18 protein-coding genes and 1 pseudogene are annotated in these 17,873 nt (G+C 60.4%); 7 read left to right on the top strand and 12 right to left on the bottom strand.

What is annotated here, in order from left to right; translation table 11 throughout:
* From D6877_RS16745 to coq7, 5 genes and pseudogenes are all read left to right on the top strand, one after another.
* A pseudogene (locus D6877_RS16745) lies at nucleotides 1–321 on the top strand (nitronate monooxygenase); the annotation flags it as partial.
* 66 nt (nucleotides 322–387) lie between these two features.
* Nucleotides 388–1,335 (top strand): DUF805 domain-containing protein, encoded by a 948-nt coding sequence (locus D6877_RS16740; protein ID WP_130911502.1) that lies wholly within the window; start codon nucleotides 388–390, stop codon nucleotides 1,333–1,335.
* A 61-nt stretch (nucleotides 1,336–1,396) separates the two neighbouring features.
* The gene (locus D6877_RS16735; protein ID WP_056786709.1) at nucleotides 1,397–2,185 is read left to right on the top strand and encodes an SDR family oxidoreductase; all 789 of its coding nucleotides are present in this window, start codon (nucleotides 1,397–1,399) and stop codon (nucleotides 2,183–2,185) included.
* 56 nt (nucleotides 2,186–2,241) lie between these two features.
* Nucleotides 2,242–2,580: a histidine triad nucleotide-binding protein gene (locus tag D6877_RS16730; RefSeq protein ID WP_016772924.1), complete on the top strand. Its 339-nt coding sequence runs from the start codon at nucleotides 2,242–2,244 to the stop codon at nucleotides 2,578–2,580.
* A 196-nt stretch (nucleotides 2,581–2,776) separates the two neighbouring features.
* Nucleotides 2,777–3,424 carry a 2-polyprenyl-3-methyl-6-methoxy-1,4-benzoquinone monooxygenase gene (gene coq7, locus D6877_RS16725; protein WP_041476678.1) on the top strand — a complete coding sequence of 216 codons (648 nt, stop codon included), beginning with the start codon at nucleotides 2,777–2,779 and terminating at the stop codon, nucleotides 3,422–3,424.
* 110 nt (nucleotides 3,425–3,534) lie between these two features.
* Here the strand turns inward: coq7 and speD are convergent, their stop codons facing one another.
* Nucleotides 3,535–4,329, bottom strand: coding sequence for an adenosylmethionine decarboxylase (gene speD / locus D6877_RS16720; RefSeq protein WP_024014530.1), 795 nt, complete (start codon nucleotides 4,327–4,329; stop codon nucleotides 3,535–3,537).
* A 237-nt stretch (nucleotides 4,330–4,566) separates the two neighbouring features.
* Entirely contained in the window at nucleotides 4,567–4,989 is a 423-nt protein-coding gene (locus tag D6877_RS16715; RefSeq protein WP_016772921.1) for an OsmC family protein, read from the bottom strand.
* A 235-nt stretch (nucleotides 4,990–5,224) separates the two neighbouring features.
* Here D6877_RS16715 and crp point away from each other — a divergent pair, with 235 nt between their 5' ends.
* A complete protein-coding gene (gene crp, locus D6877_RS16710; protein ID WP_016772920.1) occupies nucleotides 5,225–5,869 on the top strand; it encodes a cAMP-activated global transcriptional regulator CRP in 645 nt (214 codons plus the stop codon).
* Between the two features lie 9 nt (nucleotides 5,870–5,878).
* Here the strand turns inward: crp and D6877_RS16705 are convergent, their stop codons facing one another.
* From D6877_RS16705 to D6877_RS16690, 4 genes are all read right to left on the bottom strand, one after another.
* Nucleotides 5,879–6,580 carry a lipoate--protein ligase family protein gene (locus D6877_RS16705; RefSeq protein ID WP_122692444.1) on the bottom strand — a complete coding sequence of 234 codons (702 nt, stop codon included), beginning with the start codon at nucleotides 6,578–6,580 and terminating at the stop codon, nucleotides 5,879–5,881.
* Nucleotides 6,581–6,704: 124 nt separating this feature from the next.
* Nucleotides 6,705–7,541: an indole-3-glycerol phosphate synthase TrpC gene (gene trpC, locus D6877_RS16700; protein WP_130911501.1), complete on the bottom strand. Its 837-nt coding sequence runs from the start codon at nucleotides 7,539–7,541 to the stop codon at nucleotides 6,705–6,707.
* Entirely contained in the window at nucleotides 7,538–8,587 is a 1,050-nt protein-coding gene (gene trpD / locus D6877_RS16695) for an anthranilate phosphoribosyltransferase (RefSeq protein WP_016772917.1), read from the bottom strand. Before trpD ends, trpC begins: the two co-directional genes overlap by 4 nt.
* 9 nt (nucleotides 8,588–8,596) lie before the next feature.
* A complete protein-coding gene (locus D6877_RS16690; RefSeq protein WP_122881871.1) occupies nucleotides 8,597–9,190 on the bottom strand; it encodes an aminodeoxychorismate/anthranilate synthase component II in 594 nt (197 codons plus the stop codon).
* Nucleotides 9,191–9,597: 407 nt separating this feature from the next.
* On the opposite strand from D6877_RS16690, the gene estP reads away from it, so the two are divergent.
* Nucleotides 9,598–11,505, top strand: a complete 1,908-nt coding sequence (estP, locus tag D6877_RS16685; RefSeq protein ID WP_130911500.1) for an esterase EstP — start codon at nucleotides 9,598–9,600, stop codon at nucleotides 11,503–11,505.
* A 173-nt stretch (nucleotides 11,506–11,678) separates the two neighbouring features.
* On the opposite strand, the gene trpE is transcribed toward estP, so the two are convergent.
* The 6 genes from trpE to D6877_RS16655 all read right to left on the bottom strand — a co-directional run.
* Entirely contained in the window at nucleotides 11,679–13,160 is a 1,482-nt protein-coding gene (trpE, locus tag D6877_RS16680; RefSeq protein WP_125925541.1) for an anthranilate synthase component I, read from the bottom strand.
* Nucleotides 13,161–13,230: 70 nt separating this feature from the next.
* Entirely contained in the window at nucleotides 13,231–14,049 is an 819-nt protein-coding gene (locus D6877_RS16675; RefSeq protein ID WP_130911499.1) for a phosphoglycolate phosphatase, read from the bottom strand.
* The gene (gene rpe, locus D6877_RS16670; protein WP_007918813.1) at nucleotides 14,046–14,720 is read right to left on the bottom strand and encodes a ribulose-phosphate 3-epimerase; all 675 of its coding nucleotides are present in this window, start codon (nucleotides 14,718–14,720) and stop codon (nucleotides 14,046–14,048) included. The genes D6877_RS16675 and rpe overlap by 4 nt, the downstream gene beginning before the upstream one ends.
* Before the next feature lie 114 nt (nucleotides 14,721–14,834).
* On the bottom strand, nucleotides 14,835–15,983 hold the full coding sequence (locus D6877_RS16665) for an iron-containing alcohol dehydrogenase (protein ID WP_130911498.1): 1,149 nt from the start codon (nucleotides 15,981–15,983) through the stop codon (nucleotides 14,835–14,837).
* A 277-nt stretch (nucleotides 15,984–16,260) separates the two neighbouring features.
* Nucleotides 16,261–17,085, bottom strand: a complete 825-nt coding sequence (locus D6877_RS16660; protein ID WP_093097808.1) for an ABC transporter permease — start codon at nucleotides 17,083–17,085, stop codon at nucleotides 16,261–16,263.
* A 12-nt stretch (nucleotides 17,086–17,097) separates the two neighbouring features.
* The coding region (locus D6877_RS16655) for an ABC transporter permease (protein ID WP_130911497.1) at nucleotides 17,098–17,873 on the bottom strand (776 nt) is incomplete at its 5' end.

The raw sequence follows: 17,873 nt of genomic DNA, 5'->3' as shown, positions 1-17,873 counted from the left end.
ATGCTGCTGACAGCCAAGGCTGCCGACATCATTCATACTCCAGCGGTGTCGGGAGTGCCGGCCAGTTTCATGCGCCAGAGCCTGGAGGCGGCAGGTTTCGACATGGCGGCCCTGCAAGGCAAGGGCGAGGTGAACTTCGGCGACAAGCTCAAGCCGATCAACGATGAAGCCAAGGCCTGGAAGACCGTGTGGTCGGCGGGCCAGGGAGTTGGCCAGATTGACGATCTGCCGAGTGTGGATCAATTGATTGCACGGCTCGACGCTGAATATCGTCAAGCCCAAACGCGCGCTGCACAGCTGCCACAACGCTGGCCGCGCTGAAACATATATCCGGCCAGTCCTGATCAGACTGGCTGCCCAATGAATCGCGACAAGGATGCCTCGGCCATGAGCGACCCCCGTTACAAGATCGTCTTCGACGGCGCGCTGCAGCCCGGTGTCGACCTCACCACCGCCAAGCTGAATCTGGCGGATCTGTTCAAAAGCGATGTGTCCGCCATCGAGCGTCTGTTCAGTGGCCGCGCCGTCGCTCTCAAACGTGATCTGTCCCACAGTGAAGCCCAGACGTATCTGCAGGCACTGAACAAAACCGGGATCGATGCGCGGATCGAAGCGGAAACCGCCATCGAGCTGAATCTGGCGGATGTCCACGATAACCCTGCAGCGGTGGCCGAACCGGACTCGCCTTACGCGCCACCCCGCGCAAATGTCGGCGAAACTCTGCCGCCGTTCGCCACGCTCAAGCCATTCAGCGTCGAAGGCCGGATCGGTCGCCTGCGCTTTCTGGCCTGGACCATGGTCTTGAGCCTGGTGACCCTGCCCATCGTCGGCGTGTTTGCGTTGATTGCCTTGGGTCTGGTCAGTGGCGACTCGACCACCGGGCTGATCCTCGGCGGGATCCTGGCTGTCTTCCTGTTCATTGGCTTCATGATCGTCAGCATTCTGTTCAGCGTTCAGCGTCTGCACGATATCGGCTGGTCGGGCTGGCTGTGGCTGTTGAATCTGGTGCCGTTCGTGGGCAGTTTTTTCCCGCTGGTGATCATGGTCGTACCCGGCAATGCCGGCGCCAACCGCTATGGGCCGCCGCCACCGCCCAACAGCACGGCGGTCAAAGTGCTGTGCTCATTGTGGATCGTATTCTTCGCGCTGATTTTTGCCGGCGGCCTGCTTGGCGGCTTCTCGGCTGTCCAGGAAGAATATGAAAGCAATCTGGAGAGCAGCTATGACAGCGGCTCGGTGACCACCGACGAAGTTGAAGTTGTCGAGCCGCCAGCGATTTCCGCTGACGAGGCAGCCGAACCGGCGCAGGCCCCTGTAGACTCTGCGCAAGAATGAACAGCGCTCCCTGCCGCGACAACCGCGTCGCCGGCGCGGAGCTGTTGCGATGGAGAACTGCATGACCCGTTACGCTCTGATCACTGGCGCTTCCAGCGGCATCGGCCTGGCCATGGCCGAAGCGCTGGCCCGGCGCGGCCGCAGCCTGATTCTGGTGGCACGACAGCGTGATCAGCTGGAAAGTATCGCCATCGAGCTGACCCAGCGTTTCGATGTCGAAGTATTGTTTCGCGCCTGCGATCTCGGCGAACCGTTGCGACTTTCCGGTTTTTTGCTGGAGCTTGAAGAAGGTGACCGGCAGATCGATCTGCTGGTCAACTGCGCCGGCATCGGCACTTGCGGGCCATTTCTCGCGCAAGACTGGATGACCGAGCAGGACCTCATCGAGGTCAACATCCTCGCCCTCACCCGCCTCTGCCATGCGCTGGGCAACAGCATGGCGCTGCTGGGTGGCGGGCAGATCCTCAATGTCGCGTCGGTGGCTGCGTACAGCCCCGGCCCATGGATGAGCACCTACTACGCCAGCAAAGCCTATGTGCTGCATTTTTCCGAAGCCCTGCGCGTGGAGCTCAAACAAAGCGGCGTGAAAGTCTCCGTGCTTTGCCCCGGCCCGACGCGCACACCGTTCTTCCGAACCGCACAGATGAGTAGCGAAAAGATCGAAAGCAGCCACTCGCTGATGAGTCCGGAAGAAGTGGCACTGCATGCCGTACGCGCACTGGATAAAAACCGCGCCATCATCATTCCGGGACGGCGCAACCGCTGGCTGGCGTTCCTGCCGCGACTGGGTTCGCGCTGGCTTAACCGGACGATTGTCGGCATGGTCAATAAAGCTTACTGCCCCCGCTAGGAACACGACTTCGAAGCGGTACACTCGATTCAGCCCAACTCAACGGAGAAACAGCAGTGGATACTCTGTTCACCAAGATCATCAACCGGGAAATCCCGGCCAATATCATCTACGAGGACGACCAGGTTCTGGCCTTCCACGACATCGCCCCACAGGCTCCGGTGCACTTTCTGGTGATCCCGAAAAAACCGGTGCGCACGCTCAACGACCTGACCGAAGACGACAAGGCACTGGCCGGGCACATCCTGTTCACCGCGCAGCGTCTGGCGCTGGAACTGGGTTGCGAAGAAGGCTTCCGCGTGGTGATGAACTGCAATGAACTTGGCGGGCAGACTGTCTATCACATCCATATGCACGTGCTGGGGCAGCGTCAGATGAACTGGCCGCCGGGCTGATTGGCGACAACCAACCGTGGGAGCGAGCCTGCTCGCGAAGGCGCCGATACATCCAACACTTCAGTAGCCGATAATCCGCTTTCGCGAGCAGGCTCGCTCCCACAAAAAAGCCTGACCGCGCAGCAAGTGACCCAGCGCAAACCCTCGCCGGCCGATTCGGTTAAACTGGCCGCCGAGATTCTTCCCGGAGGTCAGCATGACTACCCAACGTCACTACTCGCCCATAGACCGTCTGCTACTGCAAGCCGATGCCGCGATGCGCACCCTGTTGCCCTTCAGTGGCCAGCCGTACCGCCCGTCGCCAGCGATTCTGCAGCCGGATACGCAAATGAGCGATGAAGACACCCGCCATGTCGCCGGTCTGATGCGCATCAACCATACCGGCGAAGTCTGCGCCCAGGCGCTGTATCAGGGACAGGCGCTGACCGCCAAGTTGCCGCAGGTACGCGCAGCCATGGAGCACGCGGCTGAAGAAGAGATCGATCATCTGGTCTGGTGTGAACAGCGCATCCATCAGCTGGGCAGCCACACCAGCGTGCTGAATCCACTGTTTTACGGCATGTCGTTCGGTATCGGCGCGGTCGCCGGACTGATCAGCGACAAGGTCAGTCTAGGGTTCGTAGCGGCGACCGAGCATCAGGTGTGCAAGCACTTGAACGAACATCTGGAGCAATTGCCGGCCGAGGACGAGAAGTCCCGGGCGATTCTCGAACAGATGCGCATCGATGAAGAACACCATGCGGAAAGTGCGTTGGATGCGGGCGGATTTCGTTTTCCGGCGCCAGTGAAGTTCGGCATGAGTTTGTTGGCGAAGGTTATGACCAAGAGTACTTATCGGATCTGAGATCCGTGTCGGTGCTGATGACCTCTTCGCGAGCAGGCTCGCTCCACAGAGGTTTTGTGTGAGACATGAAAAAGGCGACCAGGAGGTCGCCTTTTTTGTTTCCGGGAATCTTAGGTCGGCATGTTGCGCGCGTAGAAGATTTCCAGCATTTCGTGTTTCACACGGTCGGTCACCTGGGCACGCTGCTCGGGCGAGAGGTTGCTGGTGGCATCGCCGAACAGGTAGTTGTCCAGTTCGAAGTTCTTCAGCAGCATTTTGGTGTGGAACAGGTTTTCCTGGTACACGTTCACGTCGGTCATCTGGTACGCGTCGCGGGTGTCTTCGGAGAGGTAGTTCTGGATCGAGTTGATCTCGTGGTCGATGAAGTGCTTGTTGCCTTCAACGTCACGGGTGAAGCCGCGCACACGGTAATCCACGGTCACGATGTCCGAATCGAACTGGTGAATGAGGAAGTTGAGCGCTTTGAGCGGTGAAATGACACCACAGGTCGACACGTCGATATCCACACGGAAGGTCGCAATACCGTCGTCCGGATGGATTTCCGGATAGGTGTGCACCGTGATGTGGCTCTTGTCGAGGTGGGCCAGAATGATTTCGGGCAACGGGCCCGGCGATTCTTCGATCTGGCTGTCAGTCGGGGTTACCGGCTCTTCCGAAATCAGAATCGTGACGCTGGCGCCCTGGGGTTCATAGTCCTGACTGGCGATGTTCAGGATGTTGGCACCAATGATCTCGACAACTTCTGTGAGAATCTGCGTCAGGCGTTTCGCGTTGTACTCTTGATTGATGTACTCAACGTAAGCCTGCTGGTCTTGCGGGGTTTCCGCGTAGCAGATGTCATAGATGTTGAAGCTCAAGGTCTTTGTCAGGTTATTGAACCCGTGGAGCTTGAGTTTGCTTTTCACCGTTAAAAACTCTCTATGTATGCGGCGCGGCCGCGTGATCAAGCATGCCCGTCAAGTGCGAACAACGCACCTGCGTAGGACGGTTAACACCTCTTCGCGATGGCGATTTTGGTTATCTGTTCAGGCGGATGACCTGTCGGCTGACCGATCACTGCCCTGAAAAAAGTGGCGCATTATGCAGACGTCAGCGGGGGATCGCCAGAGTCTGCACTGCTTTTATGATAGTTGAATGTCGGTTCAGCCGAGTTCGACGATTTCATAATCGTGGGTAATCGCCACACCAGCCGCGCCGAGCATGATCGACGCCGAGCAATACTTCTCGGCCGACAGCTCGATGGCGCGCTTGACCTGAGCTTCTTTCAGGCCCCGGCCCTTGACCACGAAGTGCATGTGGATCTTGGTAAAGACCTTGGGATCTTCAGTCGCACGCTCGGCATCGAGGAAGGCTTCGCAGCTTTCAACGGCCTGGCGCGACTTCTTCAGGATGCTGACCACGTCGAAGTTGCTGCAACCGCCGACACCCAGCAAGAGCATTTCCATCGGGCGAACCCCGAGGTTACGACCACCGGCGTCCGGCGGGCCGTCCATCACCACGACATGACCGCTACCGGATTCGCCGAGGAACATGGCTTCGCCAGCCCATTGGATGCGTGCCTTCATCGCCCAGACTCCACTGTAAAAAAAGGGTCGCCAGCTTAGCACAGCACTTTGTCCCGACAGGAACGACGTCCTAGGACGGATGCTTTCTGGCTGTAGGTAATTTCTCGAATTTACGACGAAGTGTCTGGTAAGCTGGCGCCAATTCGCTGGCGCCAATTCGTCAGCTCTGTAGCGACCGCCTTCAGCGCCTCATAAAAACTCAAACATCACCGTGCAGTCTTTTCGGGATACAACCATGGTTGCTATTACCCCCACACCCAAAATCAAGAACATCGACAAGCTGTTGATGCATTGCCAGCGCCGGCGTCATGCGGCCAAGAGCAACATCATCTGCGCCGGCGATCGCTCGGACACGCTGTACTTCATCATCAAGGGTTCGGTCACCATCCTCATTGAAGACGACGATGGTCGCGAGATGATCATCGCTTACCTCAACGCCGGGGATTTCTTCGGCGAACTGGGTCTGTTCGAGCAAGCAGGTCAGGAGCAGGAACGCAGCGCCTGGGTGCGGGCGAAGGTCGAATGCGAAACCGCGGAAATCAGTTACGCCAAGTTCCGCGAGTTATCGCAGCAGGATCCAGACATTCTTTACGCCCTCAGCGGACAAATCGCACAACGCCTGCGCAACACCACGCGCAAAGTCGGCGACCTGGCATTTTTTGACGTCACCGGCCGCGTCGCCCGCTGCCTGCTGGAGCTGTGCAAACAGCCGGACGCCATGACCCATCCGGACGGCATGCAGATCAAAGTCACCCGTCAGGAGATCGGCCGGATTGTCGGTTGTTCACGGGAGATGGTCGGCCGCGTGCTCAAGGATCTGGAAGAACGCAATCTGGTCGACGTGAAGGGCAAGACCATGGTGGTCTTCGGTACGCGCTAAGCTCGTAAATCAGGCACTGTAAATCTGCGCCAGCATCAAACGAAACAATTCATCGAGACGCGCCAACGCCTGTGGCGCGTTGAATTTCTCATGCAGGGCGATGTGGCTTTGCGCCCTCACCCGCTGCTCCAGGCCGCAGGCTTCGTTGAAGCGATTGACCGCAGCGACCATCGCTTCGCGCTCGTCATCCATCAGCATTGCACCGTGCACCAGCCCCACCGGACGCTGGCCGCCCTGACTCTGGCGCCAGCGCTGGGCGGTGCCGACCATCTTGCGACCGTCGAGATTGACGTTGAAACGACCATCACAGAATGCGCCATCGATTTCCCCGACTGACGACGTGCCACCCAACTCATCCAGCAACTGACAGATCGGATCGCACAGACGGCGGTAGCCGGTTTCGATGCGGTTCAGATCGCCTTCACTGCGAGGCGGGGCATACACCAAGGCAATGTTGATGGTTGCAGCGGATTGCGGCACCGGTTCGCCGCCGGTCTCGCGCAGCAGCACCGGCCAGCCAGCCGCAGCGGAGACTTCGCAGGCGTGGTCGAATTGCGCGAGACGGTTGAGGCGGCGCGGCATGACCAGCGCGCGGTCGGTGGGTTGCCAGAACAGCAGGCCGAATTCGGCGTCGCCAGCGCAGACCGAGGCCAGCAAGTCCTGTTCGGCTTGCAGGCCGGATTCGATGGTCAGCGGGGTTGGCAGCGACATAACAGGCTCCGGCAACATGGAAATCTTTAGCGGTTTCGATGGCCCCTTCGCGAGCAGGCTCGCTCCCACACTGGAATGCAATCCTCTGTGGGAGCGAGCCTGCTCGCGAATGAGGTCGACTCGGTCAGTCGAGGGTCGAACCACTGATCGGCACACCACGCTCCGGAAAGAACAGGCGCTGCAATTCCATGCCCGGATTTTCCGCGCGCATGAACGCTTCGCCGACCAGGAACGAGTACACATCGCTGATTTCCATCAGCTCGACGTCGGCACGATTGAGGATGCCGCTTTCGGTGATCACCAGGCGATCGCGCGGGATGCGCGGCAGCAGGTCGAGGGTGGTTTCCAGGCTGACGTCAAAGGTGTGCAGGTTGCGGTTGTTGACCCCGACCAGCGGCGTGTCGAGAGTCTTAAGCGCACGCTCAAGTTCGTCACCGTCGTGCACTTCCACCAAGACGTCGAGACCGACGCCTTTGGCCACGGCGGCCAGCTCGGCCATTTTCACGTCGTCCAGTGCGGAGACGATCAACAGCACGCAATCAGCGCCCAGCGCGCGGGCCTCAACGATCTGGTACGGATCGATCATGAAATCCTTGCGGATCACCGGCAATTTGCAGGCGGCGCGCGCCTGTTGCAGATAGGCATCGGCGCCCTGGAAGTAATCGATGTCGGTCAGCACCGACAGACACGTGGCCCCGCCCTTCTCGTAGCTCTTGGCGATGTCGGCCGGCACAAAGTCTTCGCGGATCACGCCTTTGCTCGGCGAAGCCTTTTTGATTTCGGCGATCACGGCCGGTTGTTTCTTCTTCGCTTGCGCCAGCAACGCCTGGGCAAAACCACGGGGTGCATCGGCCGCCTTGGCCAGACTTTCCAGCTCGCTCAGGCTGACCCGGGCGCTGCGCTCGGCGACTTCCTCAACCTTGCGCGCCAGAATGTTTTCCAGAACCGTCGGTACACTCATCCTTCATTCTCCACTTTGAATACCGCGGTAAAGGCACCCAGCTCCTCGAGCTTTTCCCGAGCGAGGCCGGTGTGCAGCGCGTCGTGCGCCAGCTCCACACCTTGTTTCAGACTGCTTGCCAGGTCGGCGGCGTACAGCGCCGCACCGGCATTGAGCACAATCATCTCGGCAGCTTTCTGGCCGTTTTCGGTTTTGCGCTTGCCCAGGGCGTCACGGATCAGCGCCAGCGACGCTTCCGGGCCTTCGACGGACAGGCCGTGCAGGCTCTGACTCTTCATGCCGAGGTCTTCCGGTTCGACCCAATACTCAGTGATTTCGTTGTTCTTCAGCTCGGCAACAAAGGTCGGCGCGGCGAGGCTGAACTCATCCAGTCCGTCCTTCGAATGCACGACCAGCACGTGTTTGCTGCCCAGTCTTTGCAAGACTTCGGCCAATGGCCGGCACAGCGTCTGGGTGAATACGCCGACGACCTGATGTTTCACACCGGCCGGATTCGTAAGCGGGCCGAGCATGTTGAACAGCGTGCGCAGGCCGAGTTCGCGGCGCGGGCCGGCGGCGTACTTCATCGCTTTGTGATGGGTCTGGGCGAACATGAAACCGATGCCGACGTTGTCGATGCAGCGCGCGACCTGCACCGGGGTCAGGTTCAGATAAATGCCGGCCGCTTCCAGCAGATCGGCACTGCCGCTCTTGCCGGACACTGCGCGGTTGCCGTGTTTGGCCACGGTGCAACCGGCCGCTGCGACAACGAAGGAGGACGCGGTCGATACGTTGAAGATGTTCGCACCGTCACCGCCGGTGCCTACCACATCGACCACGCCGTCGAGGGTTTTCAGCTCGACCTGATCGGCCAGCTCGCGCATCACCGACACCGCGCCGACGATCTCGTCGATGCTCTCACTCTTCATGCGCATGGCCATCATGAACGCGCCGATCTGCGCTTCGGTGCACTGGCCGGTCATGATCTCGCGCATCACATCGCGCATTTCATCGGTGCTGAGGTCGAGATGTTCGACGATACGGCTGAGGGCTGTCTTGATATTCATGGGAAGTCCTTAGCGCGTGCCGCCGGTTTGTTTGAGGAAATTGGCAAACAGTTCATGACCCTGCTCGGTGAGGATCGACTCGGGGTGGAACTGTACGCCCTCGATGTTCAGGGTCTTGTGACGCAGGCCCATGATCTCGTCGACCGAGCCGTCGTCGTGCTGGGTCCACGCGGTCAGCTCGAGGCAATCGGGCAGGTTGTCGTGCTTGACGATCAGCGAGTGGTAACGCGTAACGGTGAGCGGATGATTGAGGCCGGCGAACACGCCCTTGTCCTCGTGGAATACCGGGCTAGTCTTACCGTGCATGACTTGGCGGGCACGCACCACATCACCGCCGAAGGCCTGGCCGATGGACTGGTGGCCGAGGCAAACGCCGAGGATCGGCAGTTTGCCGGCGAAGTGCTTGATCGCATCAATGGAAACGCCCGCCTCGGTGGGCGTGCACGGCCCGGGGGAAACCACGATGCGCTCGGGATTCAGCGCTTCGATTTCGGCGATGGTCAGTTCGTCGTTGCGCACCACTTTGACCTCGGCACCCAGCTCGCCGAGGTATTGCACAACGTTGTAGGTAAAGGAGTCGTAGTTGTCGATCATCAGCAACATGGCGTTTCGAACCTCTTGAATTCTGACTTGATGACAGCCTTCAGATGACTTGCCCGCAGGGCGCTGCGCGATGTCGGACGCGCACAGGGCGCCAGCACAGCGGCATTTCAAACAGACAAGGAAGGCAAAGCGATACAGATCCGGCGGAGCCGGCAGAGAAGATTCAGGCGCGCCAACGCCAGCGGGCGTGTGCCTTGATGACTTGATCCAGGAGTTTGCTGGTGATCAACACGGGGAAGGTCTCGTTCATACGTTCCGGCACAGTAACTTAGCTGGGCGGAGCGTGCAATATGGCGGGGCCTGCGGGTTATAAAACGGCAGAGGGATTCACGACCGATGGCAAAATGCCGAAAGTTTTTGGTACTGTCGTTTCGTTCACCTACAACAATAAATAAACGGACTTGCTCATGATCAGACAGACGTTGTTTGTACCGCTGGCCAGCTGCCTTCTCGCACTCGCCTGCGCCCAGGCCAATGCAGCGCCCAATCCTTATTCCAGTTTCATCGTCTTCGGTGACAGCCTCAACGATGCCGGCACTTTCGCCGACAGTGGCGGCCCGGCGGGCTCCACCGAGCGCTACACCAACCGCACCGGGCCGGTGTATCAGGATGGCAGCGGCGAAGTTTTTTCATTGAATTCCACCCAGTTGCTCGGCGGCCGCCTGGGCTTTTCGCCCGACCAGACAGCCTCTTCCAGCTCCGCAGTGCGCGCGGAAAACGGCCAGCCCGACGGCAACAACTGGGCGGTCGGTGGTTATCGTACCGACCAGATTCTCGACTCGATCACCACCCAATCGGCCACCGGCGAACGCACCCGTGCCGGATACCTGCCGTCGAACGGCTTCCGCGCCGACCCGAATGCGCTGTATTACATTTCCGGTGGCGGCAACGACTTCCTCCAGGGCCGCATTCTCAGCCTGCCCCAGGCCAACGCCGCAGCCGATCGACTGGCCGATAGCGTGCAAACCCTGCAGACCGCCGGCGCCAAATACGTGATGGTCTGGCTGCTGCCCGACGTGGGCCTGACACCGGCCCTCAATGGCACGCCGCTGCAAGCGTTCAGCAGCACCCTCGCCAACCAGTTCAACAGTCAGTTGGTGACGCGCCTGCAAGGCATCAACGCTGAAGTCATTCCGCTGAACATTCCGGTGCTGCTCTCGGAAGTCTTCGCCGACCCGGGGCGCTTTGGCCTGGCTACCGACCAGAACCTCACCGCGACTTGCTTCAGTGGCAATAGCTGCACGGAAAACGCCCGCTACGGGATCAACAGCGCCACGCCGGATCCGACCAAACTGATCTACAACGACGGCGTGCACCCGACCGAATCCGGGCAAAAACTCATCGCCGATTACGCCTATTCGCTGTTGGCTGCGCCGTGGGAATTGAGCCTGCTACCTGAAATGGCCCACGGCACCGTGCGGGCGCATCAGGATGAATTACGCAACCAATGGCAGGCAGACTGGGAGAACTGGCAAGCGGTCGGCCAATGGCGTGCGATTGTCTCGGCGGGCGGACAGCGTCTGGATGTCGACAGCCAAAGCAGCGGCGCCAGCGCCGATGGCAGCGGTTACAACCTCAACGTCGGCGGCAGCTATCGCTTGAACGAGGCCTGGCGCGTGGGCGTGGCGGCCGGTTTGTACCGGCAGAATCTCGAGGCCGGGCACAACGATTCCGACTACAAACTCAACAGCTACATGGCCACCGCGTTCGCCCAGTTCCAGCAGAACCGCTGGTGGGCCGACGCGGCGCTGACCGGCGGCAAACTCGACTACGACAACCTCAAGCGCAAGTTCGACCTCGGCGCCAGCGAGGGCGCGGAAAAAGGTGATACCGACGGCAGCCTGTGGGCGTTCAGCACGCGCCTGGGCTATGACATTGCGCAACCGGGCAGCCAATGGCACCTGTCGCCGTTTGTCAGCGCTGATTACGCCAGTGTCGATGTCGACGGTTACTCGGAAAAGAGCAACCGCGCCACCGCGCTGACCTTCGATGACCAGAGCCGCGATTCGAAACGCCTGGGCCTGGGCATCCAGGGCAAGTACAACTTCACCGCGCAAACCCAGGTGTACGGCGAATACGCCCACGAGCGTGAGTACGAAGATGACGTGCAGAAGGTCAACATCGCACTCAACACCCTGCCGGCCAATGACTTCACCCTTGAAGGCTACACACCGGCAAGTCACCTGAACCGCTTGAGCCTGGGTGTCAGTCACAAGCTCACGGCGGATCTGGCGCTGCGTGGCGGTTATACGTTCCGCAAGGATGATGACTTCAAGCAGCAGGGCCTGAATGTCGGGGTTGTGCTGGATTTCTGAGTCGTAGATGCAAAAAAGCGGCGCCTGTCAGGGCGCCGCTTTTTTTATGCCTCAACACAAAACCCAATGTGGGAGCGAGCCGGCTCGCGAAAGCGCTGGGTCAGTCAGCATCAACGGTGACTGACACAGCCTGTTCGCGAGCAGGCTCGCTCCCACACGGGAAATTGCGTGGCTCAGGCGTCCGGGGTCTGCTCGGCCAGGGCCACGGCGCGGAACATCGCGCGGCGTTTGTTCAGGGTTTCTTCCCATTCCAGCGCCGGCACCGAGTCGGCGACGATGCCGCCGCCGGCCTGCACGTGCAGCTCGCCGTTCTTGATCACCGCCGTGCGAATGGCAATGGCGGTGTCCATGTTGCCGTTCCAGGCGAAGTAACCGACCGCGCCGCCGTACACACCGCGCTTGACCGGCTCGAGTTCGTCGATGATTTCCATCGCGCGAATCTTCGGTGCGCCCGACAACGTACCCGCCGGCAGAATTGCTCGCAGTGCGTCCATTGCGGTCAGGCCCGACTTCAACTGGCCGGTGACGTTGGAGACGATGTGCATCACATTGGAATAACGCTCGATGACCATTTTCTCGGTGAGCTTCACCGAGCCGATTTCCGAGACTCGCCCGGTATCGTTGCGGCCCAGATCGATAAGCATCAAGTGCTCGGCGATCTCCTTGTCATCCGAGAGCAGGTCCTGCTCCAGCGCCACATCGGCTTCTTCGGTGGCACCGCGTGGGCGCGTGCCGGCGATCGGGCGCACGGTGATCAGGTTGTCTTCGACGCGCACCAGCACTTCCGGCGAACTGCCGACGACGTGGAAATCGCCGAAGTTGAAGAAGTACATGTACGGCGTCGGGTTGAAGCAACGCAGCGCGCGGTACAGATCGATCGGCGCAGCCTTGAAGTCGATCGACATGCGCTGCGACGGCACGACCTGCATGCAGTCACCGGCAAGGATATATTCCTTGATGGTGTCGACGGCTTTTTCGTAATCGTCCTGGGTGAAACTGGAACGAAATACCGGATCGGCCGATTGCTGTTTGCTGAAATCCAGGCCACGACGCGGGGTGATCGGCTGACGCAGTTGCTCGAGCAGTTCCTGCAACCGCGCCTGGCCTTGCTCGAAGGCATCAGTTTGCGCCGGGTCGGCGAGGACGATCGCGTGCATCTTGCCGGCCAGGTTGTCGAACACCACGACGGCATCGGAGACCATCAGCAGAATATCCGGCACGCCCAGCGGATCCGGGTTCGGACATTTGCCCAGACGCTTCTCGACATAGCGCACGCAGTCGTAACCGAAGTAACCGACCAGGCCACCATTGAAGCGTGGCAGACCGGCGATGGTCGGCACGTTGTAGCGCGCTTTGAAGGTTTCAACGAAGGCCAGCGGGTCTTCGACATCATGGCTTTCGGTCTCGACGCCATCGACGGTGATGCTGACGTGATGATCATGAACCCGCAGCACGGTGCGGCACGGCAAGCCGATGATCGAATAACGGCCCCATTTCTCGCCGCCCTGCACCGATTCGAGCAGGTAGGAGTTGGGCTGATCGGCCAGTTTCAGGTAGATCGACAGCGGCGTGTCGAAGTCGGCCAGGGTTTCGCAGGCCAGCGGGATGCGGTTATAGCCGTCAGCGGCCAGACGCAGGAATTCTTCGCGATTCATAAGGTGCCTCGTGGTGTGAGGTGCAATCAGTCAGGTATGCAAACGCGCCGGCAGGGCCGGCCAGAATCAGTCAGGCGCGCCAACGCCAACGGGCCAGGGCCTTGATAACTTTCATCCAGAGTTTGCGGGTGACCACCACGATGGCGTTTCCAGAAGGGGGTTGAACAGCGTCGGGCAACGTTATCCCACCGGCCAGATCCAGGCAACCGGGAATTAGTTTGCGCAAATCGTCGATCACCAGTGCCGGCGATTCCTCGGCAATCGGCCGGCCATGGTTGTAGCCATAACTCAGCGCCACACACTTGACCCCCGCTGCTTTCGCCGCCTGCACATCGCTGCGCGAGTCGCCGACGAACAACGATTGCGAGGCCGGAATGTTGGCCATTTTCATCACGAAAAACAGCGCCGCCGGGTCAGGCTTCTTCTGCGGCAGGGTATCGCCGCCGATGATCCACTTGAAGTAGCGGCCGATCTTCATCTGATCGAGCAGCGGCGCGACGAAGCGCTCGGGCTTGTTGGTGATCAGCGCCATGGCCACGCCTTGCTTGTGCAGCCACTTGAGCGTGTCGCGCACACCGGGATAGACCACGGTCAGCTCATGGCTGGCGCCGTACGCCTCCATGAAAATCTCCAGTGCGCGCTCGGCTTCGGCGTCATCCACCGCCGAATGATCGATGCTACCGGCCAAGGCCCGACGCACCAGCACCGGAGCGCCATTGCCGACCCATTCGCGCACCGCTTCGATACCCGCCGGCGGACGGCCGAGGGAGAGCAGCATGGTGTCCACCGCCGCTGCCAGGTCGGGAACCGAATCGACCAGCGTGCCATCCAGATCGAACATCACCAACCGTGGCAACTGCCCCGGGAACAACTGCTCAAAACCGCTCATGGGCGCGCCAGTGCCAGCTCGGAACGCATCTTGTCGATGACTTCCTGATAGTTCGGCGCGTTGAAAATGGCCGAGCCGGCGACGAAGGTGTCAGCACCAGCAGCGGCAATCTCGCGGATGTTGTTGACGTTGACGCCACCGTCGATTTCCAGACGGATGTCGCGGCCCGAGGCGTCGATGATCGCCCGCGCTTCACGCAGTTTGTCGAGGGTGCCGGGAATGAACTTCTGCCCGCCGAAGCCCGGGTTGACGCTCATCAGCAGGACCATGTCGACCTTGTCGATCACGTACTTGAGCACGTCCAGCGGAGTCGCCGGGTTGAACACCAGACCGGACTTGCAACCGCCTTCACGGATCAGTTGCAGCGAGCGATCGACGTGCAGCGTGGCTTCCGGGTGGAAGGTGATGTAAGTCGCGCCGGCTTCGATGAAGTCGCCGACGATGCGGTCCACCGGGCTGACCATCAGGTGCGCGTCGATCGGTGCGGTGACGCCGTACTTGCGCAGTGCCGCGCAGACCATCGGGCCGATCGTCAGGTTCGGTACGTAGTGGTTGTCCATGACATCGAAGTGGACGAAGTCCGCGCCGGCGGCGAGAACGTTGTCCACTTCCTCGCCGAGGCGGGCGAAGTCGGCGGAGAGGATCGACGGAGCAATTACGAAGGGCTGCATGACGCACCTGTGCTGAGCTAAATCACGATGGCGCGCATTGTATACCTCAAGTTTCCACGCGCGCACCGGGACCGCGATGATTGGGTTGTGCCATGAGCCCTCAGCGACCGCGCCTCAGTAAGCCGCGCGGTAGATCTTCTCGATGTCGCCGGGGCTGAGTTTGCGCGGATTGTTGCGCATCAGCCGCTCGATGCCGGCGGCCTCCACGGCCATCGCCGGGATTGCTTCCTCCGGCACGCCGAAACTGCGCAGCCCGGCAGGGATTTCCACCGCTGCGCACAGGTCGGTCATGGCCTGTACGGCTTTGTCTGCGGCTTCGCTGGCGCTCAGATGCGCGGTCTTCACGCCCATGGCTTCGGCAATATCCTGCATGCGTTCGACGCAGGCCATTTTGTTCCAGGTCATCACATAGGGCAGCAGCAAGGCATTGCTGACACCGTGGGCAATGTTGAAGCGACCGCCCAGCGGATACGCCAACGCATGTACCGCACCGACCCCGGCGTTACCGAACGCCATGCCGGCCATGAGGCTGGCGGTGGCCATGTCTTCACGCGCTTGCAGGTTGCCGCCGTTGGCGTAGGCCTTGGGCAGAGCTTTGGCGATCAGCTTGATTGCGCCGATGGCGAGGGAGTCGGTGATCGGCGAGGCGTTCACCGACAGATAGGATTCGATGGCGTGCACCAGTGCATCGACACCACTGGCGGCGGTGACGCTGCGCGGACAGGTCAGGGTCATTTGCGGGCTGACCAGCGCCACATCCGGCAACAGATAGTCGCTGACGATGCCTTTCTTCAACTGCGCGACCTTGTCCGAGAGGATCGCCACGTTGGTGACTTCAGAGCCAGTGCCAGCGGTGGTCGGAATGGCGATCAGCGGCGGGCCTTTGCGCGGTACCTGATCGACGCCGAACAGATCTTCCAGCGCACCGTGGTAGCCGGCGTAGGCGGCGACACTCTTGGCAATGTCGATGGCGCTGCCACCGCCAAGGCCGATCAAGCCGTCATGCCCGCCTTCGCGATAGGCGCGCATGCAGTCTTCGACGATGGCGATTTCCGGATCGGGCAGCACACGGTCGAAAATCTCGTATTCGCGCCCGCCGAGTTGCACCAGCGCCAGCTCGACGGTGCCGGACTTGACCAGCGCAGCGTCGGTGACGATCAACGGGTTGTCGATGTCGAGACGGGTGAGTTCGGCGGCCAGTTGCTCGATGGCTGCGGCGCCGGTGATCAGTTTGTGAGCGATTTTGAACTGGGACAGACTCATGGTGCGCAGCCTCTTATAGATGTGGGAGCTGGGCACAAGATTAGCTGGGGATTTGGGGTTGTCTGCTATTCAGGTCATGAATGACCAAAAGCAAAAGCCCCTCACCCTAGCCCTCTCCCAAAGGGAGAGGGGACTGACCGAGTTGTTTGGGAGAAGTACACCGACTTGCGATACCAAGTCGAACTCAGGCTTTGAAAAGCCCAACGTTCTGCTCCCTTTCCCCCTCGCCCCCCTGGGGGAGAGGGCGGGGTGAGGGGGTAAGCTTTTGATCTGGCCCTTAAACCTGAGCAGTCCGCAGTTTTTCGCTGCGGCCACGTAGCCATTCCAGGGTCAGCAGCAGGATCACCGAGAAAGCAATCAGCAAAGTAGCCGCAGCCGCAATCGTCGGGCTGAGGTTCTCGCGAATCCCGCTGAACATCTGCCGAGGCAATGTCGCCTGCTCGGGCCCGGCAAGAAACAGCGTCACCACCACTTCATCGAAAGAAGTGGCAAAGGCAAACAGCGCCCCGGAAATCACTCCCGGCGCAATCAGCGGCAAGGTCACCCGGCGGAATGCAGTCAGCGGCGATGCACCGAGACTCGCAGCAGCACGCACCAGATTGTGATTGAAGCCCTGCAACGTCGCCGACACGGTGATGATCACAAACGGCACACCCAATACCGCATGCACGACGATCAGCGAGAAGAAGCTGTTACCCAGCCCCAGCGGCGCGAAGAACAGATAACTCGCCACGCCGATAATCACCACCGGCACCACCATCGGCGAGATCACCAGCGCCATCACCAGCGACTTGCCGGGGAAGTCGCCGCGGGTCAGGCCGATCGCCGCCAGCGTGCCGAAGATCATCGCCAGCACGGTCGCGGCCGGGGCGACGATAATGCTGTTCTTCAGCGCGCGCATCCATTCCGCCGAGGCGAAGAAGTCGTGGTACCACTGCAGCGAGAAACCTTGCAGCGGATAAACCAGGAAACTTCCCGAGTTGAACGACAGCGGCACGATCACCAGTACCGGCAGGATCAGGAACAACAGGATCAGGCCGCAGAGGATCCGCAGGCTGTAGAACCACACCCGTTCGATGGGCGACATGTAAGGACTCAGCATCGCAAATTCCCCTTAGCTCAGGCGCAGGCGACTGGCGCCGACCAGCCAGCTGTAGATCAGATAAAGCACCACGGTCGCCAGCAACAGCAGCCCGCCGAGCGCAGTGGCCATGCCCCAGTTGATGCTGGTGTTGGTGTAGAAGGCGACGAAGTAACTGACCATTTGGTCGTTCGGGCTGCCGAGCAGCGCCGGGGTGATGTAGTAGCCAATCGCAAGGATGAACACCAGCAGGCAGCCGGCGCCAACGCCGGCGTAGGTCTGCGGGAAGTACACCCGCCAGAAACTGGCGAACGGATGACAGCCGAGGGAAATCGCCGCGCGCATGTAGGTCGGCGAGATGCCTTTCATCACGCTGTAGATCGGCAGAATCATGAACGGCAGCAGGATGTGCACCATCGAGATGTACACGCCGGTGCGGTTGAACACCAGTTCCAGCGGTTTATCGATGATGCCCATGGCCAACAGCGCACTGTTGATCAGACCGCCGGATTGCAGCAGCACGATCCACGCTGCAACCCGCACCAGAATCGAGGTCCAGAATGGCAACAGCACCAGAATCATAAGCAGGTTGCTCTGCCGCGAAGGCAGGTTCGCCAGCAGATAAGCCAATGGATAAGCGAGCAACAGGCAGATCACGGTGATTACCAGGCCCATCCAGAACGTGCGGGCGAAGATGTCGAGGTAGATCGCTTGATCCGGGGTGGCCGGGGCCAGTTCGCCGAGATCATCGATACGGTGATCGACCGCCGCCAGCAGGTAATACGGAGTGATGCTGCTGGTGTTGCGTT

This window comes from Pseudomonas sp. Sample_9 (assembly GCF_004307535.1).
Taxonomy (GTDB): Bacteria; Pseudomonadota; Gammaproteobacteria; order Pseudomonadales; family Pseudomonadaceae; genus Aquipseudomonas; species Aquipseudomonas mercuritolerans.
The sequence above is the reverse complement of the archived record's forward strand: the minus strand, read 5'-3'. Positions and strand labels throughout refer to the sequence as shown.